The organism is Mesorhizobium sp. B2-7-1, from assembly GCF_006440735.1.
Taxonomy (GTDB): domain Bacteria; phylum Pseudomonadota; class Alphaproteobacteria; order Rhizobiales; family Rhizobiaceae; genus Mesorhizobium.
Genome location: NZ_VFUA01000014.1, coordinates 23039 through 44931, shown reverse-complemented (window position 1 = coordinate 44931; position 21893 = coordinate 23039). Strand labels below are relative to the sequence as shown.

Below are 21893 nucleotides of genomic sequence, written 5' to 3'. Positions count from 1 at the left end.
GGGTGAAAGACGCAGTTCTCGAGATGCGCGGCATCCACAAGCGCTTTCCCGGTGTGTACGCGCTGAATGACGTCAGCTTTGCCGTCAGCAAAGGCAGCGTCCATGGCGTTATCGGCGAAAACGGGGCCGGCAAGTCGACGTTGATGCGCGTCCTCTCCGGCGCCTGCCTTGCCAATGAGGGCGAGGTGGTCATCGATGGCACTGTCGTGCCGATGCCGACGCCGGAGCGGATGCTCGAACTGGGTATTGCGGTCATCTACCAGGAACTGGCTCAGGCGCCCCATCTGACGGTCGCCGAAAACATCTTTCTCGGCCGATTGCCGAAGACTGTGCTCGGCACCGTCGACTGGCGCAAGACCCAAGCTGCGGCTCGCGAGGTGTTGGACAGGTTGGGTTTCCGGGTTGATCCGGCCGCCCGGATCGATGCGATAAGCGTAGCCCAGCGTCAAATGGTGGAGATCGCCAAGGCGATTGCACGCGAAGCGCGCATCGTGGTCCTCGACGAGCCGTCCGCTGTCCTGGGCGACGCCGAGTTGGAACACCTGTTCACGACGATCCGGCGGCTCAGCGCCGAACAGGGCGTGTCCTTCATCTACATTACGCATCGTCTCAAGGAGCTCTACGAGATCTGCGACGAAGTCACCGTGCTGCGCGACGGGCAGGTTGTCGCGTCCATGCCACTGGCGCAGACGACAACCGCCGACCTCATTCGCCACATGGTCGGACGCGAGCTGAAGGACGTGTTCCCACCCCGTCCGAAACCGGGCCCGGATGTGCGCCTTGAAGTGCGCAATATCTCGCGAGCAGGCGTTTTAAGGGACATTTCTTTCGATGTCAGGCAAGGTGAGATCGTCGGCATCTGCGGTCTCGCCGGGGCCGGTCGGACGGAGGTGCTGCGGGCAATCGCCGGCGCCGACGCGATTGACAGCGGCGAGATCAGGATCGATGGCAAGGCGATCGCGGTCGATGGGCCGCGTGCGGCGCTCGCGCATGGGATCGGCCTGTTGCCCGAGGACCGCAAGACCGAGGGCCTTTTCCTCGAACAATCGGTTGCCTTCAACGTCACCGTTTCCGAACTTGCAGCCATCGTCCAAGGCGGACTGATCAGCCGCAGACGCGAGCAGGAGCAGGTTTCCCGCTTCATTCGGCAGATGCGCATCAAGACGCCGAGCGCCAGCGCCAAGGTGCGAACGCTCTCGGGTGGCAATCAGCAGAAGTGCGGCATAGCCCGGCAGTTGCATGCCGGGACCGAGATCCTTCTGGTGGATGAGCCGACGCGCGGCGTTGACGTCGCCGCCAAGCGCGAGATCTACGACCTGCTTGTTGAGCTGACCTCCACGCGCGGTGCGGCCATCGTGATGGTTTCGTCCGAACTTCCGGAAATTCTAGGCCTCTGCAACCGCATCGTCGTGATGCGGGAAGGCGCCGTCTCGGCGGTCCTGGATGGGGAGGGCGCGACCGAGGAAACCATCATGGCCCATGCGGTCTGGCAGTAGGAGCGAGTTGGGCATGCGCAGCTACCAACAATTCATCGGCGGGCGGTTCGTCGCCGGCACGAGCACAGGATCAATTGAACGCAGAGCGCCAGCAAGTGGCGAGCGGGTCGCCACTTATGCGGAAGGCTCGCCGACAGATGTCGATCTGGCTGTCGAGTCGGCGCGGACCGCTTTCGAGGAAGGGCCCTGGCCGCGCTTGAGCGGCATCGAGCGAGCCGAAGTGCTCAACCGGTTCGCCGAACTCATCAGCGCCAATCGGGAGCGGCTGGTGAGGATAGAGGTGGAGGAGGTTGGCAAGCCGATAAGGTTTGCTCGTGGCGACATCGACGGCGCGATCGGCCTGACGCGCTACGCCGCTTCCTTTGCAATGCAGATGGCGGGTCTATCCTACACCAACATTGGCGAGGGCAAGACGGCGCTGGTCACGCGTGAGCCTGCCGGGGTCGTGGCACTGATAACGCCATGGAACTTTCCCGCTCTCATCCTGTCACAAAAGGTGCCGTTCGCGCTTGCCGCCGGCTGCACGGTCGTGCTGAAGCCGTCCGAGTTCACATCCGGCTCGGCCTTTGAGATCGCGGCGCTGGCGAGCGAGGCGGGGCTGCCGGCCGGCGCCTTCAATGTCGTCAGCGGTTATGGCGCCGCGGTCGGTGATCACCTGACCGCGCATCCTGGCATCGACTTCGTTTCCTTCACTGGGTCGACCCGCACCGGCAGCCGCGTCGTCGCCAACACATCGCGCCATCTGGTCAAGTCCTCGGTCGAGCTTGGCGGCAAGTCGGCCAACATCGTCTTTGCCGATGCCGATCTCGATGCCGCCACTGACGGCGCGCTGATGGGTGTCTTCTTCAACAATGGCGAATGCTGCGTCTCAGGTTCACGGCTGTTCGTTCAATCGTCCGTCGCTGACGAGTTCATCGCCAAAGTGGTCGCGCGGGCGCGCACGATGAAGGTGGGCAACCCGTTCGAGGAAGACACCGACATCGGGGCGCTGATCGACGGCAACCATTTAGAAAAGGTGGCGGGGTTCGTCAGGGATGGGATCGAGGATGGCGCGGAGCTTGTCCTGGGCGGCAACATTGCAGCCGGAATGCCCGGACACTTCCACGAGGCAACCATATTCGATCGCGTCGAGCCGCGCATGGCGATCTTCCGCGAAGAAATTTTCGGCCCCGTTCTCGGCATCACCCGGTTCAATACGGCAGACGACGCGGTAAGGCTGGCCAACGATACCGTCTATGGCCTGTCGAACTACATCTGGTCGAAGAACATCGACACCGTGCTGACGGTCGCCAAACGCCTGAGGAGCGGCTGGGTCCAGGCCAATACGATCATCGATGGCGCGCCACAGCTTCCGCTCACCGGTGTCAAGGGATCCGGTTTCGGTTACGAAATGGGCCAGGCCGGCTTCGAGGAATTCACGCAGCTTAAGACGCTTCTCATCCAGACCGGTCCTCGTGCCCCGGTGTTTCCGATCCGAGGCGGTCAATGACCATGCCACGCCTCGTTGTTTCCGACGTCGACCGGACCCTGCTCACCCACGACTACGTGCTGCCGCAGCGAGTCGCCGATGCCGTGCGCGTGGCTCAGGACAGGGGAACCGTGGTCGTTTTGGCGACCGCGCGTTCTCCGCTCGGGGTCAGGCCCTTTGCCGAACGGCTGGGAATCGCCGATCTCGTCGTCGCGTTCAACGGCGGCTGGATCGGCAATGTCGCAACCGGGTCCGCGCTCTCGCAGCAGCGGATCTCACGCTCCGACGCGCTGCACGCCATGGCGACCGCGCAAGCAGCGGGCGTGCGGCCTATGTGGTTCACCGGCGATGCTGTTTTCGCACTGATGAACGACCCGCTCATCGCACGCGAAGCCGCGGTGACGAGGGAGCCTCTGTTCGTAGCCGAAACGATTGAAGCGCTCCCGGGCGAACCCGGCAAGATCATGTGCGTTGCCGGGGGCCCCCCCGACCGGGAAGCCTTCGCAATGCTCCGCGAAACGCTTGGCGAACGGCTCTCCTTCTCGCGGTCGCACTCGCGCTTGCTCGAGATCGGGCCACCCGGAGTATCGAAGAAGACCGCGATAAGCCTCGTCACTGCGCGGCTCGGCTTTGCACCCGCTGAGTGTGCGGCCGCTGGCGACGCGGAAAACGACCTCGAAATGCTGGCTTGGGCGGGAACCGCCATGACCGTCGCAAATGCCGTGCCGCCGGTCATCGAGCTTGCGCATTTCGTCGGACCGTCCTGTGACGAAGGCGGGCTGGCCGATGCCATAGCCTGGCTGATGCGGAGCCAGCAGCCGAGATCCACTGCCGCGCAATCAATTGGAGGAAGGGATGGTTGAGATGACGACAAGACAAGCATCGGCCGCGCTTCAGCCGGGGTCGATCGGACGCCTGCGCGGATGGGCGCAGAGCCTCGGGCTGCTCTGGGTTCTGATCGTGCTGTGTGCATTCGCCATATACCTGTCGCCGAGCTTCGTTCACATGGGCAACGTGCTGAACGTCGGTCGTCAGATCGCCCTGTTCGGCATTGTCAGCGTCGGCATGACCTTCGTCATTCTGACACGCGGCATTGACCTTTCGGTCGGCTCGATCGTCGGTGTCGTGGCTGTCTCGACGGCGCTGATGATTTCGAACGGCGTCTCACTACCGCTGGCCATGATCGCCGCGCTCGCCATCGGCGCCTTGTTCGGCGCAGTAAATGGCGCCGGCGTTGTCTTCTTCGGCATGCCGCCTTTCATCATGACCTTGGGCACATTGGTCATGGGCCGTGGCATAGCCATGACGATCGCCAATGGCGAACCGAAGGCGCTTGGCGAATCCGCGGACGCCTTCGCTTATCTGGGCAGCGGATTTCTGCTCGGCATCCCGGTTCCGATTTGGCTCTTTGCCGCCATCGCCGCCGTGGCCTTCGTCGTCCTTCGCCATACGCCGTTCGGGCGCCAGGTCTATGCTGTCGGCTCCAACACCGAGGCCGCGCGGCTGGCAGGGATAAGCGTGTCTCGCACCTTGATGTCGGTCTATGTGATTTCTGGCCTGCTGTCGGCGCTGACCGCCCTGGTTTTCGTGTCGAGGTTGACCGTCGGCGAGCCGACGGCAGGAACCAATCTTGAGTTGGAGGCAATCTCGATCGTCGTCATCGGCGGGACCAGCCTGTTCGGCGGGGAAGGCGGCGTGATCGGCACGGTTATCGGTGCCGCGATCATTGCCGTGATGGCTAACATCCTGAACCTGCTCGGTATTTCGCCCTTCACGCAACAAATCGTGAAGGGCGCCATCATCATCGCAGCGGTGATGTTCGAGGTCTACCGCCACCGCGTGCGGTCCTGACATCCAAGCGTGTCCGGTCCCGCCGCGGCAGACCGGTTGGGGCGCTTGGAACACCTTAACTTGAAGTCCAACGGAGGAGTTAATAATGACAAATCGCAGACATTTCCTACGCACGACCGCACTGGCCGCGACGCTGCTGGCAGGGGGCATGCTGGCCGGCGCCGCCTTCGCCGAGGAGAAGATCAAGATCGGGTTCAGCCAAGGTACGATGAACCACCCGTGGCGCGTGGCTATGGTGGAAGGCAACAAGAAGTACGCAGCCGAACATTATCCGGACGTCGATCTCATCATCACCGACGGCAACAACGATGCCTCCAAGCAGGTGGCCGACGTCGAAAACCTGATCGCTCAGGGTATCAAGGTGCTGATGATCTCGCCGCTGACCGAGCAGGCGCTCACGCCCGTCGTCAAGGAGGCCATGGATGCAGGCATCAAGGTCGTCACGCTCGACCGCAAGGTGAATACGCCGGTGACGGTCCATGTCGGCGGTGAAAATCTTCCGCTCGGCGTCGGAGCGGGCGAGTTCCTCGCCAAGAAGTTGAATGGGAAGGGCAACATCATCGAGCTTCAGGGCACCGCGGGGGCTTCCGCCACCATAGACCGCAACAAGGGCTTCGCCGAAGCGATCGCGAAGTTTCCGGACATGAAGGTCGTCGCCTCGCAGAACTGCGACTATACGCGTGACAAGGCGGTCAAGTTCATGGAGGACATGGTTCAGCGCTTCGGGCCGGGCCAGATCCAGGCCGTTTACGCGCACAATGACGAGATGGCGCTCGGCGCCATACAGGTGCTTGAGGCAGCCGGCAGGCTGAACGAGGTGGCTGTCGTCGGCATCGACGGCCAGGAAACCGCGTTCGAAGCCGTCAAGCAGGGCAAGCTGGCGGCGACCTTCGTCTACCCATTCGTGGCCCCGGAAGGCATCGAGACCGCCTACAAGGTCGCCAAAGGAGAACAGGTCCCGCCGACCATCACGCTGCCCACAGTTTCCGTCACCGCGGACAATATCGCGCAGATGATCGGAAAGGGCTTCTGAGGCCACGATTCATTGGGACGCCGCGACTTGCGGCGTCCTGCCATTTCTGAAGGGAATCCGATGATGAGCGAGAAGAGACAATTTGCTGCCAAAGGCGTCATCCCAGCCTGCCTGATGCCGTTCAGCGCCGACCTGGCCGTCGACGAGGGCGCCTATCGCCGGCATCTTGGCGACGTCGGGTCCGTGGAAGGTATCTCGGGTATCACCATCAACGGACATGCCGCCGAAGTGCACGCGCTCACGATCGAGGAACAATTCCGCGCGATCGTCGTGACCAAGGATGTCCTGCAAGACAGGGTCCCGACCATCGTCGGCATCTATACCAATTCGAGCCTGGAGGCCGCTCGCATCGCTGCCTATGCGGAGCATGAAGGCGCCGATGCTCTGCTGGTGTTTCCCCCTGACTTCATGACGCTTGGCGGGCATCTCAGGCCTGAGATGATCTACGAGCATCTGCGGCGCATTACGGATGCATCGGGGCTGCCGATCATTCTTTTCCAGTATCCGCTCGCCTCAAATCTTGCCTATCCGTTGCCGACTTTGCTGGAGCTTTGCCGCCGCTTCCCATCCATCGTCGCCATCAAGGACCAATGCGGTGACGGCAACCTGCACGAACGTCAGATACGGGAACTGAAGGCGCTCGATCGGCCAGTGAATACGCTGACCACACACAGTGCCTGGCTGCTTGGGTCGCTGGCTCTCGGATGTGACGGGCTCCTGTCGGGGGCCGGAAGCATCATCGCCGATCTGCAGGTTGCGCTATTTCGCGCCGTGCAGGCGAACGACCTGAAGACTGCCAGGGCGATCAACGATCGCATTTATCCGACAGTCAGGGCTTTCTATGACGCGCCACTTCTCGATATGCACAATCGCATGAAAGAGGCACTTGTGATCCTCGGTCGATTGGACGAAGCCCATGTCAGGCCACCACTGATGAAGCCTGGTGTTGCCGAAATCAAAAAGATCCGCGGACTGCTGGCCAAAGCTGGTCTCAGCGCAGGATACAGAAAGGTCGCCTGATCGATGACCGACGCCCTGGTGCGGACCGAGGAACCGTCTCCCGGCATCCGCCTGCTGACACTCAGTCGGCCCGAAAAGCTGAACGCGCTATCAAAGGAATTACTCGGCGAATTGCGCGATTTGCTCGCGATCTATGATGCCGATGCGAGCGTTGGCTGCGTGGTCTTGACCGGTGCAGGACGCGCCTTTGCGGCGGGGGCGGACATTTCAGACATGCTGGAACGAGGAGTTGCCTCCTACAGCGATCCGGAGCGACTGGTTTGTTGGCGTGCGATCGAGGGCTTTTCCAAGCCGATCATCGCCGCCGTCAACGGCTACGCTCTGGGCGGCGGTCTCGAACTTGCTCTGCTGTGCGACATCGTCATCGCTTCCGATGCGGCGAAATTTGCCACGCCGGAAATCAAGATCGGCTCCTTCCCTGGTGACGGCGGCACGCAGCGCCTGCCTCGTCTGGTTGGCAAGTCCTTCGCCATGCAAATGGTGCTGACTGGAGAGATGGTCGACGCGGCGCTGGCGGAACGCAAAGGGCTGGTCAGCGAGGTGGTCGCGCCTGAAAGACTGTTGCCCAGGGCGCTGGAAATCGCTGCTGCGATCGCTGCCAAGTCGGTCGCCATCACCCCCTATGCCAAAATGGCAGTGCTGGCGGCGTTCGAGACCGATCTGAAATCCGGGCTGGAGATCGAGCATCGGCTGACGGTCGAGGCATTCGCGAAGGAGGACCGCATCGAGGGCTTGCGAGCCTTCGCCGAGAAACGGCCGCCTGTGTTCAAGGGCAGGTAGGCCCTTGCGATCTGGTGCGAACTAGGGTGGAGAAGTCTATGTGGGATTACATCATCGTCGGCGCCGGCTCGGCGGGTTGCGTGCTGGCCAACCGCTTGTCGGAAGATCCTGAGGTCAAGGTGCTGCTTTTGGAGGCTGGCAGTCGTGACTGGAATCCGATGATCCACATTCCCGGCGGCATCGGCAAGTTGTTTGGTCCCGGCGTCAACTGGCGTTTTCATACAGTACCTCAGACGAATCTCGACAACCGCTCGATCTGGTATCCGCAGGGCAAGACGCTTGGCGGCTCGAGCTCGATCAACGCCATGATCTACATCCGCTGCCAGAGGGAGGACTATGACAACTGGGCGGTTCTCGGCAACGAAGGGTGGGCCTACGAGGATGTCCTACCCTATTTCCGGAAGTCTGAGGACAATGACCGGCTGGTCAATCGCTATCACGGCCAGGGTGGTCCGCTATGTGTTTCCGACCAGGTCGGCCCACACCTGCTGACCCGGGCCTTCGTGCGCGCGGTGCAGCAGTATGGCCTGCCGTACAATCCGGATTTCAACGGCGAAACGATGTATGGCGCCGGCTTCTATCAAGTTACTTGCCGGGATGGGCGCCGGCGTTCGTCCGCCGTCTCCTATTTGCATCCCGTCAGCAAGCGCGCCAACCTAACGGTCAGAACACATGCCAGGGTCACTCGCGTGGTGGTTGAGGGCGGACGCGCGGTTGGTGTCGAACTGGCGCAGGGACGGTCGCGGCAAGTCCTGCGCGCTGGTCGGGAAGTGATCGTCTCCGCAGGCGCAATCAACTCGCCGCGCCTGCTGCTCCTGTCCGGTATCGGGCCGGCCGATGAGCTGAAAGCGCTGGGGATTTCTCCGGTATGTGATCTTCCGGGTGTCGGCCGCAACCTGCAGGACCACCTGTGCACCAACGTCCATCTGACGCTGAAGGATCCGATCAGCTATGACGGTCAGGACTGCTATCCCAAGGCACTTCTGCACGGCATGCGCTGGCTGCTCTATCGCGACGGCCCGGCCGCTTCCGTGATCGTTGAAGGCGGTGGTTTCTTCCAAACGGAGGGTGCGACGCGCCCGGATCTTCAAATTCACATCGCGCCGGCAATGGTGGTGCGCGGCGGTCAAACGCGGCTTGATGGACATGGCTTCACCATCAACTCGACGTTCCTACGACCGCGCAGCATAGGCTCGGTCAGGCTTCGCTCCGCCAACCCAGCGGACGAGCCGCTGGTCGACCCCAATTACCTTTCGGATCCACACGATCGAGCCATGGCGCTGAAGTCGGTCCGCATCATCCGCGAAGTGCTGGCGCAGAGCGAGATCGCCAAGTTCATCAAGGTCGAGCGGCTGCCCGGGCCTTCCGCGAAGAGCGACGAGGAAATCATGTCCTATATCAGGCAGTATGCCTGCTGCGACTACCATCCCGTAGGCACCTGCAAGATGGGCGTCGACGTGATGTCGGTCGTCGACCCGGAATTGCGGCTGCGCGGGATAGAAAGATTGCGGGTGGTCGATTCTTCGATCATGCCGGTGCTGATCAGCGGAAATACGAACGGTCCGACGATGATGATCGGAGAAAAGGGCGCGGATCTCATAAGGGGCGTCCGGTCCGTCCGCTCACATCCCGCAATAGCGGCGGTCGCCTGAGCCTGGAGATCGATCATTGCAATTCCTCGTTCTGTCTCGCCGCCGGACTGACCAGTTCAGCGACGCGGACTTCGAACAACTGGTGCCCAGCGAGGGTGCGCAGGCCCGCTATCTATACAGCCTCGGCTTTACAAGGCAGATCTGGCACCGCGGCGACATCCCCGGCGCATGCCAGATCGTCGAGGCAAAGGATGCGAGTGAAGTTCACGAGAAATTGGCGACGCTCCCGTTGGCGAAAGCGGGAATGCTTGATTTCGAGGTTGTACCGCTGAACCCCTACGCGGGCTTCAGCAAGGTGTGACGCAGTGGACATCTGCTTTCGATGGGAAGTTGTCGAGGCAGGATGTAAAGGTCGGCGGTGCGTTAGAGACAATAAGTCTCTGAACTAATGATCAACTCGTTTAGTGTCCTTTAGGTTCGCCGGACCAAACGGGAGAATACGAAGGAGAATGGGTTGGCGAAACACTCGCTAACGGTTTTTCCTGGAGAAAAACGTTGACCCTCCGGGCCTACCAAAGACTGATGCAGAGAATTGCGTTGATTGACGACATTACTCAAAACACCGACGATCAGCGAATGTCGGAATCGATGGCTGCGTGTCCCCGCAACCAATTTTGTCATAAATCAATTACCGTCCCGGTCTGACCGGGGCGGTTTTTGCGTTTTAAGGGCACGCAACCACCGCAGCCCGCCAGGCGGTGCATCACCGTGCCGAGAAGTCGCGCAAAACGGCGGAGCGAGCAAGTTATCGCGCCTTAGCACGGCGTACCGCGCCCTTAAGGGGGAGGCGATTATTGTTGACGGTTACCGGTTGCTGGTGTTGGGACAAATAGGACACCAAGGCTTGATGTTGGAAAGACAGCTTTGCGCCTGCTATCGGCCGTTTGACGCCATGCTGGCATTGCCTGAAAGCAGACGATCCGGCATTTGAGCAAGGGACGCCGGAAAGGCAGTTCGGCGGCTGGCACTGTGCACACGTCTGCTTCTGTCCATCCAATTCCGCAAAACGCAAAATAGGGCGCAATCCCCCGATCACTGGGCCAGATACCCACCATCTATGTTCAGCTCCAGGCCTGTCACGAAGGAAGATTCGTCACTCGCCAAGTAGAGCACGCCAAAGGCTATCTCCTCCGGCCTTCCAGCGCGACCCATTGGCGTTACGGCTATGATGCTGTCGTTCATCTCCTTGCTCTGGCCCTCGATCAGGGGTGTCCAGATGATGCCGGGATGGATGGAATTTACCCGGATGTTGTCCTTGGCGTAGCTGATGGCCGCGTTCTTTGTCATGGTGCGGACCGCTCCCTTTGCGGCTTGATAAGGGGCCGCTCCGGCGGCGCCGGTGGTGCCCCAGATCGAGGAGAAATTCACGATGGATCCGCCGCCGTTACGCTTCATGACGGGGACGATCTCGCGCATGCCGAAGAAGGTTCCCGTCTGGTTGACCGAGATGACGCGGTGCCAGGCCTCGGTGCTGGTGGCGTCGATCTGGCCATAGTGCTCGACAATGCCGGCATTGTTCACGAGGACATCCAGGCGGCCGTGACGCTCGACGATCTCCGAGACGACGGCGCGCCAATCATCTTCTTTCGAAACGTCGAGCCGACGATACTCCGTGCCGGACTGCGGCTGCCCTTTCGGTGACGGCTGGACGTCGGTCAGGTAAAGCACCGCGCCCTCGGCGGCGAAGAGCTTTCCGATCGCCGCGCCAATACCTTGTGCTGCACCGGTCACAAGCACGATCTTGCCCTCGAGACGGCCCATTGTTCTTCCTCCTAGGTCAATGAAAGTCGTGATGCCGCCGGGTCTAGGCCGCGACTGCGATGAGAACCTTCAGATGGTCCTGGTCCGGCCGGGCAAGCGTATCGAAGCCTCGGGCGATGGCGTCCTCCATCGTCACCCGACCCGTTATGATTTTTTCAGGGTGGACCTGTCCGGCAGCGATCAACTGGACAACGCGGGGGCCGATGGTGATCGGAAAGCCCCAACTCGTTGTCAGCGTCACGGCCTTGGAAACAAGCAACCGCATGTCCACGCGGGGAGGATCAACGAAGATGCCCACCTGAACCACTATTCCGCCACGCCGCACAAGCCGGATACAGTCGGCCAGGGCGCGTTCGTTGCCCGCGCATTCAATCGCCACGTCGACACCCAGGCCCTCCTCGGTCGGCCTCAGCACGGCATCGCCAAAATTTGCCAAAGTGGGGTCGACGATCTCGTAGCCGAGTTCGAGAGACTCCAGCCTGCGGCGGCGTGCGGGGTTGGCTTCGGACACCACGACCCTCGATGCGCCGGCGGCTTTCGCGGCCATTGCCGAAAGAACGCCGATCGGGCCGGCGCCGGTCACCAGAACGGTGCTGCCAGCATGAACACAGCCCCGATCGATCGCATTGATCGCCACCGCCATTGGTTCGAACAGCGCCCCTTGCTCGTCGCTCACGCTTTCCGGCAATTTGACGATGTTGTCCTGCGGAAGGACCGCATATTCCCCCATGCCGCCATAGGCCGAAGAGAGGCCCACCAAGGCCGTCGTATCGCTGATGTGACCAATCCCGCGGCGCACGAAATAGTCTCCCGGCTTGTTGAGATGGGGGAGGATCGCAACCCGGTCGCCCTCGCGGAAGCGGCCGACACCGCGCCCGACAGCGGCGATCTTGCCTGAGAATTCGTGGCCGAGCACGAGCGGCGCCGACGCGCCGGTGAGAGGGTGCGGCCGCGTCGACACGAATATCGGTCCGTCCAGATATTCGTGAATGTCGGTCCCGCAAATCCCGCAATGGCTGACCGCGACGATGACGTCGTTCGGCTCCGGGGCGGCAGGCGGGTCTATGTCCTCCAGCCTTAGATCGCGAGCGGCGTGAAAACGAAGGGCCTTCATGATCTGTCCTCCCAGATGGTCTCTTTTGGCGCCACACGGCCGGCGGCAGGCATGACGATGCAAGCTAGTTCCTCCACCAGCCCGCTCGCTATGATTACTATCCACGTGTAAATCTGATGGTCAATAGAAAAATAGATTTTTTGTTGACATATCTTATTTTTTGGAAAATCCTTGCCTGAACAAACAGCACACTGTGAGCGAGGAAACGCATGCGCTTCGTAAGGTTCGAATTGGGGGGTCACCGAGGCTTGGCGGTGGAAAGGGCAGGTCGACTGCGCGGCTCGATTGCCGCCGGCACGGATCGCACGCTCGAGCTTGAGCATTTGATAGCCGCCGGCCCGGATGAGCTGTTACGCGTCGGCCATAAGCTCGCGGACGGCACCGAGTTTAATCCCGATGCGGTCACTTTTCTTCCGCCTCTGGCGCGGCCGCCGAAGATCATTTGCGTTGGGCTGAACTATGCCGACCATACCAAAGAGTCGCCATACGAACAGCCGGACTATCCAACACTGTTCGCCCGCTTCGCCACCACGCTGGTGGGTCACAACCAGCCGATCGTGCGGCCGCTCGCGTCGACCAGCCTCGATTTCGAAGGCGAGATGGTGGTTGTCATAGGGCGGGGCGGTCGCCACATCCCGAAGTCGCGTGCCCACGACCACGTGATCGGCTATTCGATCTTCAACGAAGGATCGGTCCGTGAATACCAGTTCAAGTCACCGCAATGGACGGTGGGCAAGAATTTCGATTCCACCGGCGGCTTCGGCCCCGCGCTGGTGACTGCCGATGAAGTGCCAGCCGGCGGCAAGGGGCTGAGGCTCGAGACGCGGCTCAACGATGTGGTCGTCCAGTCGGCGACCACGGACGACATGCTCTTCGACGTCGCCACCATCATCGAGACGATCAGCGAGGCGATCACGCTCGAAGCCGGCGACCTGATCGTCAGCGGCACGCCCGCCGGCATCGGATGGGCCCGCAATCCGCGCCTGCTGATGAAGGACGGCGACAAGTGCGAAGTCTCGATCGAGGGGCTTGGAAAGCTGGTCAATCCGATCCGCGACGAAGTTCGCCGTGAGGATATGACCGGCAAGGCCGCCTGACGCAAAACCGGAAGCAACGCTCCGGAGAACTGAACCACCAGCGTCACCGCGCCTGCGTGGCGCATGGGCGCGAAGCAACCATTGCCTGAGGGATCCATGGACACCGGATTGAAGGGAAAGACCGTGCTCATAACGGGTGCGGCAAGCGGCATAGGCAGGGCGACGGCGCTCGCGTTTGCCAGGGAGGGAGCAGATCTTCGGCTCATCGATATGGATGTGGCGGGCCTGAAGGAGACGGCCGCATCGGCCTCGGCGACGGGCGTCGACATCACGCTTGCGGTCGCCGATCTATCGTCGGCGCAAGGTGTCGAACAGGGGATCGCCGACGCGTTCCCGGCCGGAAATGGCAGACTGGATGTCTTGGTTAACAATGTCGGCATTGTCGACGCTCAGCCGTTCGATCTGCTGACCGACGCGCACTGGCAACGCACATTCGATGTCAATTTCCTCAGCAATATCCGCATGACCCGCGCCCTGCTGCCCCGGCTGCGCGAAAGCCGCGGCGCGGTCGTCAACAATACGTCCGATCTCGCCCGCCAGCCCGAGACCATCCCAGCCGACTATGCCGCCCTGAAGACCGCGCTGGTGAGCATCACCAAAAGCCTGGCACGCGCCGAGGCTCCCCATGTTCGGGTGAATGCGGTCGCGCCAGGGCCGGTCTGGAGCCCGCTGTGGTCCCGGCCGGGCGGGTTTGCGGACAAGCTTGCGGAGGTTCACGGCATGCCGCCGCGCCAGGCGGTCGACCATGAAATGAAACTGCGGCAACTGCCGCTTGAGCGCATGGGCGAACCGGAGGAGGTTGCCGACATCATCGTCTTCCTCGCCTCGGAGCGGGCATCCTTCGTCACATCATCGGTTTGGGGCGTCGATGGCGGTTCGATCCGCAACCTGTTCTAGGAGCAGTCGGATGAAGGCAGTCGGATTCACCAAGGCCGGACCCGTCGACGCGCCGGATGCGCTTGTCGACGTCGAATTGTCCCGACCGAGCGAATTGCAGGACCGCGACCTTCTGGTCGAAATAAGGGCGATTTCGGTCAATCCGCTCGACGCCAAGCTGAGGCGCATAGCCGACCCGGGCGGTGCGCTCAAAGTGCCCGGCTACGACGCCGCCGGGATCGTCGTGGCGGCGGGCTCGAAGGTGACGAACTTCAAGACAGGCGACGCCGTGTTCTACGCCGGCTCGGTCGTTCGCCAGGGCAGCTACGCAGAATACCAGCTTGTTGACGAGCGGATCGTCGCGGCGATGCCGAAGAGTCTCGATTTTGCGCAATCGGCGGCCTTGCCGCTGACCACGCTGGCAAGCTGGGAGCTTCTGTTCGACAGGCTTGTCGCCCGTCCCCGGCCGGCCGCAGATGGACGGACCCTGCTGATTGTCGGCGGCGCCGGCGGGACCGGCTCCATGGCGATCCAGCTCGCGCGCGCCTTGACCGATTTGACGGTGATCGCGACGGCGTCCCGACCGGAGACGGCTGACTGGTGCCGGAAGCTTGGCGCCGCCCATGTCATCGACCACCGGCGGCCGTTGAAGCCGCAGGTCGAGGCGTTGGGCTTCAAGGGCGTGGAGCTCGTCATGGCCCTGGCCCAGACGCCTCGACATCAGAGCCAGTTCGTGGATCTGGTTCAGCCGTTCGGGTCGATCGGGGTCCTCGATGATCCCGATCCGTTTCCGCTCGCGACGTTGAAAACCAAGTGCATTGCCGTGCATATGCATTCAGTGATGGGACGGCCGGTTTTTCAGCGCCCGGACATGGCCGAGCAGGGCGCAATTCTACGCAAGCTGGCGCAACTGGTCGATGCCGGGCAGGTGCGAACCACGCTGACGAAGCGCCTGGGGCCGGCCTCGGCGAACGCGCTGATCCAGGCCCACCGGGATATCGAGGCCGGTTCCGTGAACGGCAAGATTGTATTCGAAGGTTTTTGAGGCGCCATTGCTTCGCGCCTGGCTGCGACAAGGAGGAGAGTATGGACAAGTCGTCGACGATCATGTGGGTGGGAACGGTGCGGTCGCTGCCGCTGAAGGAGCAATTGCGCGCCTCGCGGCTGGCAGGCTGCGATGCCATCTCCATCACGCCATGGCACTATTGCCGCTGGCTTGCTGAGGGCATCACAACGAAGGACATGCTGCTCATGGCGGATGACGAGGGGGTGAAGCTCACCCAGCTCGATCCCTATTCGCGCTGGGCGACGCACTGGCTGCCCGACAATCTCGACCCGGCCGCGTTTTCGCTCGGCTTTTTCGGATTTGACGAAGACGACTTCTTTCGTATCGGCGAGGCGCTTCGGGTCGACTCCATGAGCTGCATCATCACCTGCCCGAAAAGCCAGGTCTCGATCGATCAGCTCATTGAGGGCTTTGCCAGGACCTGTGACCGGGCCGCCGGCCTTGGCTGGCGCTGTGACCTCGAATTCATCCCGTTCTGGGGCCTTCCCGACCTCGAGACCGCCTGGAAGATCATCAAGACCGCGGATCGCGACAACAGCGGCCTGGTGTTCGACTTCTGGCACTATCTGCGCGGAAAGCCGGACCCGGCGCTGCTCGACACGATCCCCGGCGACAGGATCTCCACCGTGCAGATCGCCGATGCCGACGCCAAGCTGAGACCCGGCCGGTCCCTGCTGGACGACTGCATCTTCCATCGCGTGGACGCCGGCACCGGCGGCTTCCCGGTGGTCGAGCTGCTCCAGCAGCTTCATCGCATCGGCGGGCTCAATCGTTATGGACCCGAGACCTTCTCCGGTCTCTACGACACGCTGTCGGCCGATGAGATCGGCAACCGGAGCCGGGTGGCGCTCGCAAATGTCTTCGACAAGGCGGGTATTCCACACCGTTTCGGGACAGCCGAGGCCGCCTGAATCGGTTGCAAGTCAACAACGGCGTTGCGGGCCAATCATCGGCAGATAACGGGCTGCCTGCCACGGCCGCGGCCGGCGCGGCGTTCCGCCGGGCCGGCGGAAGTCCGCGACGCCATGAAAAGACAAGCGAGGGATTGTGATGACTGCACCGGTCGATTTCGTCTTCTGGCCTGCGTCGGCGCGCGCACACGGGTTCCGGGGGCATGTGGAAGCCGCGAGGGCAGGAGGCTTCACCGCCCTTGCCATCGCGCCTGAAACCTACCTCGATGCATTGGAGTCGGGGCTCACTCCATCGGATATGAAAGCGATGGCCGCCGATGCCGGCGCCCCGCTGCGCTATCTGGATTCGCTCACCGACTGGGCGCCCATCCGTGTGCCGGCGGAATGTTCGCCGGAGCTGCGCGCCCGCTTCGACGTCAGCACCGATCATTCGTTTCGCATGTGTGAGAAGCTCGGTTTGACGTCGATCCTGGCGGTTGCCGGCTATGACAAGGGAACGGTTGAGCTCTCCCGGCGGATCGACGGGTTTGGGCGGCTCTGCGAGCGCGCCAAGGCGCAAGGGTACTGGATCGATCTTGAATTCATGCCGTTCTGGGGAATGCCCAATCTTTCCGATGCCTGGGCGATTGTCAGTGGCGTCAATCCGTCCAATGCCGGCATCCTTGTCGACGTATGGCACTTTTCCAAGGGCGAATATGAGCTCGACCTGCTCAACAGCCTGCCGGCCCGGCACCTGGCTGGAATGCAGATCGATGACGGTCTGCGGCGGCAGGTTGGCAAGTCGCTCTTCGATGATACGATCAACTATCGGAATTTCCCGGGAGAGGGCGAGTTCGACGTCGTGGAGATCATCAAGATCGTCGCGGGCAAAGGCAACCTCCGCCATGTCGGCCCCGAAGTCTTCTCGCTGGAAGCCGACGCGCTGTCGGCGTCAGCGGCTGGGGTGCGTTCGGGAGATACCTCCCGCAAGGTGCTGGCCGAGGCCGGCGTAAGGCTGGCAACAGCCTGACGCTTGCGCCCGGACAAAAGGTCCGGGCGCTCGCATGTTATCTTGTGTTTCGTTCCGCGGCGAAGCGGCGGGCGAAATCCCCGAAGCCGGCGGGCTCGCGGCCGAGGATCATCGACGCCACCACCGGATTGCCGCCCGGCAGACCGAAGCGGTCATAATGCCGGCACATCGCTGCATAGATCCGAAGATAGTCGTCAGGAAACCGGTCGCGGTTGCGGCGTCGCCATTCCGTCGGCGCATAGCGCGACGCTTGAACCGGTTTCCCCAAAAGTCCGGTCAGCACCTTCGCCATATCGGCATGTGAAAGCGGCTCGCCGCCGACCAGCTCATACGTGCCCCCGATGTAGCGCTCGGTCGTCAGCACGACCGCCGCCGCCTCGGCCAGATCGGCGAGATCCACCATCGCCATGGGAAGGTCTGTCCGATAGGGGCGTTCATAGATGCCCTCGGCTTCGATCTTCGACCATTCGAGCGCGATATTCTGCATGTACATCGCCGGCTGGAGGATGGTGTAGGGCAGGCCGGATTCGATCAGCATCTCCTCCAGCCGAAGCTTCTGCCGGTGGTGGATCATGGTTCGGCACTGCGAATGGAAGACCGAATGAAGGACGAAATGTCTTAGGCCGGCAGCGCGGGCCGCCGCGATGATGTTGGTCCCCAACGCTATTTCGCGGTCGCTGAAACGCGGTCCGATATGGTACAGCCGCGCAACTCCCGAAACCGCGCTATCGAGCGACGAGCGATCTCCGAGATCGGCGACCGCGATCTCATGCGCGCCCGCCGCGCGAAGGCTGTCCTGTGCCGCCGGCGTGCGGGTCATGGCACGAATCCGCGCTCCACGCGCGGCAAGCGCGGCGATCACCGCTTTGCCTGTCCGCCCCGTGGCGCCTGTGACTAGCACGGTTTCTCCTGTTCCCATGGTCGAGCCTCCCGGGATGCGCTGTGCATCGATCGTCACTTTTTCTTTTAGATAATTTATTCAACTTTACAAAATAGATTTTTTGAGGAAATGTAACTTCGCAGGCCGTAGAGCACGGCCCGTCGCATGAACACGATCATCGGGAGGATGAAGTGAAACTGCTGAAGAGGATTTCAGCCGCGGTAGTGGCGGCTGTGGCGATCGTCGTTGGACCCTTGGCCAGCCACGGCGCAATGGCCCAGGAGAAACCAAAAACCGTCTATCTGGCGGTCGGAACGACCAGCAGCGAGTATTGGCAGGAAGTCATCTGGGGCGCCCAGCAGGTGGCGAACTCCGTCGGCGCCAAGCTCGAGGTCTACGAGAGCGGCTTCGACGGCCAGAAGCACATGCAGCAATTGGGGGCGATACTTGCAGCCGGCTGCGAAGGCTGTGCGTTCGCCTGGTTCCCGGACTCGACCGCTTTCACCAAGGCTTTCGTTGAGCGTGCCGAAGCCGGCGGCGCCTTCATGACGACGATGTGGAATCGTCCTGAGGAGATCCATCCATGGGACACGGCTTCCGATGCATGGATCGCCAACATTTCGTTCGACGGTGTTGATTCCGGCTATCAGAACGGCATGGCGCTGTGCAAGGCGATCGGCGGCAAGGGCGGCATCGCGGTCCTCAAGGGGACACCGGACAATCCGCCGTCGAAGCAGCGCGAGATTGGCCTCCTGAAGGCGGTCTCGGAATGTCCGGGCATGACGATCCTCGACACCCAGATCGGCAATTGGGGGCAGACGGAAGGTCAGAACATCACCCGTACATGGATTGCGCGCTACGGGGACCAGCTGAAGGGTGTCTTCGCGCAAAATGACGGCATGGCGCTCGGCGCGGTCGCAGCGCTGCGCGAGAAAGGCCTGGCCGGCAAGGTCCCTGTCACCGGCTCCGACGGATCCAGCGACGTGCTGAAGCTGATCAAATCCGGCGAGATGCTGTCCAGCATGCGGATCAGCTCGCAGCTGCACGGAGCCGTGGCGGCAGCTCTTGCCTACGCGGTGGCCTCGGGAGACCTCAAGATCGGCGACCTGGCGCAGGCGCAGCGCGACTTCTACCTGGTGCAAACGCTTGCGACCAAGGACAATGTCGATGCGATGCTCTCGGCCCAGCCGAACCCGGCCGACTTCACCTACGACGCGCTGAAGAAGAATTTCTGGGCGCGGTCAAAGGGTCAGATCCCGGTCGGCGTGAACTGAGCCGCACCATGACCCAGGCGCAATTGCACGCCCACGACACCAGCGCAATGGCTTCCCCGCGTCGCGGGGAGGCCGGAACGCAGCGCCGATCCGGGCACATCGGACTCGGTGTCTTGAAGTCGGCCGGTCCCATAGTGTCGCTGCTTGCGATGATTTTGGTGTTCGCCAGCCTCACCCCGAATTTCGTTTCGGTGGCCAATTTGCAGGCGATCCTGGAGTCGGCGGCGGTTCCCGCCGTGGTCGCAATCGGGATGACTTTCGTGCTGGTGCAAGGCTCGATCGACCTGTCGGGCGAGGGAGTGGCTTCGCTCGCCAACATCCTGCTTTCTATCCTCATCGCCAACAGCGTCACCGCAAACGATCTTGGCGCGGGCGCAATCGGGGTCGTGCTGGCCACGGGTCTGGCCATAGGTGCCCTCAACGGGACACTGTATGCCTATCTGCGCATGCCGTCGCTCATCGTCACGCTTGCGATGTGGTTGATCACGCTCGGCCTGGCGGCTTTGCTCTTCCCCTCGAGGCAACCCCAGATCCTCGACAGCGGCTTTGTCGGGCTGGCCCTGCACAAACATCTGGGCCTCAGCGCGCTGGTGTACCTTGCCGTGGCGCTCGCTTTCGTCGCCTTCATCGTCGAGCGGCGCACCAAGCTCGGCCGTATCGGCTTTGCCATCGGCGCCGACGAAGCGCTTGTCCGTTTGGCCGGCGTGAACGTGAATGCTTACAAGGTCGGCGCCTTTGCCATCTGCGGATGCCTGACCGGACTGGGCGGCATCCTCACCGCGGCGCAGATCGGCGTCGGCAATCCCCTGGCGGGAGAGGGGCTGCTCTTCCCCGGAATTGCCGCTTGCGTGATCGGCGGGACGTTGCTGTCCGGCGGCCGGGGCGGCGTGCTGCATTCGCTCGTCGGCGTCCTTGTTCTCGTCACCCTGCGCAATGGGCTCGTGCAGACGGGAGCCAACCCTCTGCTGCAGAAAGCCATCGAGGGAATGGTGATCGTCGTCGCGGTCGCCGCGTCCACCTGGCACCTGCGGCGCAAGACCAGAGTGGTAAAATGAGCGCGCTCCTGTCCCTGCAAAACATCTCCAAACGCTTTCCCGGCGTTCTCGCTCTCGATGAGATCGACATGGAACTGCGCGAGCACGAGGTTCTCGGCCTGATCGGCCAGAACGGATCGGGCAAGTCGACATTGATGAAGATCATCGGCGGCCTCCATCAACCAAGCGCAGGCGAAATGCGTCTGCGCGGTTCGCCCGTGCGCTTCGGCTCTCCCCTCGAGGCCGCGCGAGCGGGCATTGGCCTTGTCCATCAGGAGCAGTCGCTCATCGGCAATCTCACCGTTGCCGAGAACCTTTTCATCGACAAGCCGACCGACTTCAGCCGCTTCGGATTCTATCGGCGGGGCCGGATGAACGATGCGGCCCGTATCCAACTGGACAAGGTCGAACTGGATGTCGCGCCCGATACGCCCGTCGACCAGCTGACCTTTGCGCAGCGCCAGATGGTCGAGCTGGCCAAAGTGCTGTCGCTCGAGGAACTGGTGGAGGGCCATCTCGTCGTCCTATTCGACGAGCCGACGTCGGTCCTGACGCCGACCGAGATCCAGGCGTTGTTCCGCCAGGTGCGGCGGCTGAAGATGCGCTCATCGGTCGTCTTCATCTCGCATCGCATGGACGAGGTGCTGGCGATCTCCGACCGGGTCTATGTGCTTTCCGATGGACGCAATGTCGCCGAAAGAGCGAAAGGCGAGACTGATCCCGACGAGCTGTACGAGCTGATGGTCGGACGCCAGCGCGCCGGTTCGGTGCTGCCGAGGAACAATCCGCCGGACAAGAGCGCGCCGAAGCGACTGGCAGTCCGCGACCTGACGGTGCCGGGCAAAGTCGAGGATGTGACCTTCGATGTCGCGTCCGGGGAGATCGTCGGCTTGATCGGCGTCCAGGGATCCGGCGCCGAAGCGGTCTGCCGCGCGATTTTCGGCGTCGAGGACAGCCATAGCGGCCACATCGAATATGAGGGTCGGCCAGTGCGTGTCAGCTGTCCGAGCGGCGCCGTCGGTCTCGGCATAGGCTATGTCCCCGCCGAGCGTAAGGCGGAAGCGATGATGAAAGGGATGAGTGTCTGCCAGAACATGACCGTAACCTTCGGGTCGGACTACGGCTATGGCGGGCTCTTGCTGTCGAAACGGCGCGAACGGCGCGAGGCGGCGAACTGGGTTGAGCGGCTCAAGATTAAAACGCCGTCGCTCGACCATCGCATCGACCAGCTCTCCGGCGGAAATCAGCAGAAGGCTGTGCTCAGCAAATGGCTTCTGGGTCGCTCGCTGCGGCTCCTGGTGCTCGATCATCCGACCCGCGGTCTGGATCCCGGAGCGCGCGCCGATCTCTTCAACGCGATCCGTCAATTGGCCGAGGACGGCCTCTCGATCGTCTTCGTGGGCGATACGCTGGATGAGATGGTGACGCTCTCGGACACGATCCTGGTGTTGCGGGACGGGAGGCTCAGCCAGCGCTTCGATGACGTGCAAACCCAACGGCCGTCAGAGGAAGACATCGTGAGGGCGATGGTATGAGCATGCGCCGCGACCCTCTCGATCGAGACTGCACCT

20 protein-coding genes are annotated in these 21893 nt (G+C 62.3%); 17 read left to right on the top strand and 3 right to left on the bottom strand.

Translation table 11 applies throughout. The features are described from left to right. Positions 1-2: 2 nt before the first annotated feature. The 9 genes from FJ471_RS08310 to FJ471_RS08270 all read left to right on the top strand — a co-directional run bounded on the left by FJ471_RS08310 (position 3) and on the right by FJ471_RS08270 (position 9601). The gene (locus FJ471_RS08310; RefSeq protein WP_140802692.1) at positions 3-1496 is read left to right on the top strand and encodes a sugar ABC transporter ATP-binding protein; all 1494 of its coding nucleotides are present in this window, start codon (positions 3-5) and stop codon (positions 1494-1496) included. A 13-nt stretch (positions 1497-1509) separates the two neighbouring features. Continuing rightward, positions 1510-2985, top strand: a complete 1476-nt coding sequence (locus tag FJ471_RS08305) for an aldehyde dehydrogenase family protein (RefSeq protein WP_246684650.1) — start codon at positions 1510-1512, stop codon at positions 2983-2985. Further along, positions 2982-3827: an HAD family hydrolase gene (locus FJ471_RS08300; protein WP_140802690.1), complete on the top strand. Its 846-nt coding sequence runs from the start codon at positions 2982-2984 to the stop codon at positions 3825-3827. The genes FJ471_RS08305 and FJ471_RS08300 overlap by 4 nt, the downstream gene beginning before the upstream one ends. Position 3828: 1 nt before the next feature. After that, positions 3829-4815: an ABC transporter permease gene (locus FJ471_RS08295; protein ID WP_246684649.1), complete on the top strand. Its 987-nt coding sequence runs from the start codon at positions 3829-3831 to the stop codon at positions 4813-4815. Positions 4816-4900: 85 nt separating this feature from the next. Next, the gene (locus FJ471_RS08290; RefSeq protein WP_140802688.1) at positions 4901-5848 is read left to right on the top strand and encodes a substrate-binding domain-containing protein; all 948 of its coding nucleotides are present in this window, start codon (positions 4901-4903) and stop codon (positions 5846-5848) included. Positions 5849-5911: 63 nt separating this feature from the next. Continuing rightward, positions 5912-6868, top strand: coding sequence for a dihydrodipicolinate synthase family protein (locus FJ471_RS08285; RefSeq protein ID WP_246684648.1), 957 nt, complete (start codon positions 5912-5914; stop codon positions 6866-6868). Between the two features lie 3 nt (positions 6869-6871). Further along, complete coding sequence (locus FJ471_RS08280) at positions 6872-7648, top strand: enoyl-CoA hydratase-related protein (protein ID WP_140802686.1); 777 nt, start codon at positions 6872-6874, stop codon at positions 7646-7648. A 38-nt stretch (positions 7649-7686) separates the two neighbouring features. Then, entirely contained in the window at positions 7687-9300 is a 1614-nt protein-coding gene (locus FJ471_RS08275; RefSeq protein ID WP_140802685.1) for an FAD-dependent oxidoreductase, read from the top strand. A 16-nt stretch (positions 9301-9316) separates the two neighbouring features. Then, positions 9317-9601, top strand: a complete 285-nt coding sequence (locus FJ471_RS08270) for a muconolactone Delta-isomerase family protein (RefSeq protein WP_140802684.1) — start codon at positions 9317-9319, stop codon at positions 9599-9601. A gap of 731 nt (positions 9602-10332) precedes the next feature. Here the strand turns inward: FJ471_RS08270 and FJ471_RS08265 are convergent. Both FJ471_RS08265 and FJ471_RS08260 read right to left on the bottom strand, forming a co-directional pair. After that, positions 10333-11061 (bottom strand): glucose 1-dehydrogenase, encoded by a 729-nt coding sequence (locus tag FJ471_RS08265; RefSeq protein ID WP_140802683.1) that lies wholly within the window; start codon positions 11059-11061, stop codon positions 10333-10335. A gap of 43 nt (positions 11062-11104) precedes the next feature. After that, on the bottom strand, positions 11105-12175 hold the full coding sequence (locus tag FJ471_RS08260; RefSeq protein ID WP_140802682.1) for an alcohol dehydrogenase catalytic domain-containing protein: 1071 nt from the start codon (positions 12173-12175) through the stop codon (positions 11105-11107). Positions 12176-12429: 254 nt separating this feature from the next. Here FJ471_RS08260 and FJ471_RS08255 point away from each other — a divergent pair, with 254 nt between their 5' ends. The 5 genes from FJ471_RS08255 (at position 12430) to FJ471_RS08235 (ending at position 17134) form a co-directional block, all read left to right on the top strand. Then, complete coding sequence (locus FJ471_RS08255; protein WP_246684646.1) at positions 12430-13272, top strand: fumarylacetoacetate hydrolase family protein; 843 nt, start codon at positions 12430-12432, stop codon at positions 13270-13272. A 63-nt stretch (positions 13273-13335) separates the two neighbouring features. Next, complete coding sequence (locus tag FJ471_RS08250) at positions 13336-14169, top strand: SDR family oxidoreductase (protein WP_246684645.1); 834 nt, start codon at positions 13336-13338, stop codon at positions 14167-14169. Between the two features lie 10 nt (positions 14170-14179). Beyond that, positions 14180-15193 carry a zinc-binding alcohol dehydrogenase family protein gene (locus FJ471_RS08245; RefSeq protein WP_140802734.1) on the top strand — a complete coding sequence of 338 codons (1014 nt, stop codon included), beginning with the start codon at positions 14180-14182 and terminating at the stop codon, positions 15191-15193. A 41-nt stretch (positions 15194-15234) separates the two neighbouring features. After that, positions 15235-16125 carry a TIM barrel protein gene (locus FJ471_RS08240; protein WP_140802680.1) on the top strand — a complete coding sequence of 297 codons (891 nt, stop codon included), beginning with the start codon at positions 15235-15237 and terminating at the stop codon, positions 16123-16125. A gap of 139 nt (positions 16126-16264) precedes the next feature. After that, a complete protein-coding gene (locus FJ471_RS08235; protein ID WP_140802679.1) occupies positions 16265-17134 on the top strand; it encodes a TIM barrel protein in 870 nt (289 codons plus the stop codon). A 37-nt stretch (positions 17135-17171) separates the two neighbouring features. Here FJ471_RS08235 and FJ471_RS08230 read toward each other — a convergent pair whose 3' ends face one another. After that, the gene (locus FJ471_RS08230; protein ID WP_181179238.1) at positions 17172-18035 is read right to left on the bottom strand and encodes an NmrA family NAD(P)-binding protein; all 864 of its coding nucleotides are present in this window, start codon (positions 18033-18035) and stop codon (positions 17172-17174) included. A gap of 170 nt (positions 18036-18205) precedes the next feature. Between FJ471_RS08230 and FJ471_RS08220 the strand changes: the two genes are divergently transcribed. Genes FJ471_RS08220 through FJ471_RS08210 form a run of 3 tightly spaced genes read left to right on the top strand, consistent with a single transcriptional unit; the run spans position 18206 to position 21857 of the window. Further along, positions 18206-19288: a sugar ABC transporter substrate-binding protein gene (locus FJ471_RS08220; protein ID WP_246684644.1), complete on the top strand. Its 1083-nt coding sequence runs from the start codon at positions 18206-18208 to the stop codon at positions 19286-19288. Positions 19289-19296: 8 nt separating this feature from the next. Continuing rightward, positions 19297-20343 (top strand): ABC transporter permease, encoded by a 1047-nt coding sequence (locus FJ471_RS08215; RefSeq protein WP_140802677.1) that lies wholly within the window; start codon positions 19297-19299, stop codon positions 20341-20343. After that, complete coding sequence (locus FJ471_RS08210; RefSeq protein ID WP_140802676.1) at positions 20340-21857, top strand: sugar ABC transporter ATP-binding protein; 1518 nt, start codon at positions 20340-20342, stop codon at positions 21855-21857. Before FJ471_RS08215 ends, FJ471_RS08210 begins: the two co-directional genes overlap by 4 nt. Positions 21858-21893: the final 36 nt, after the last annotated feature.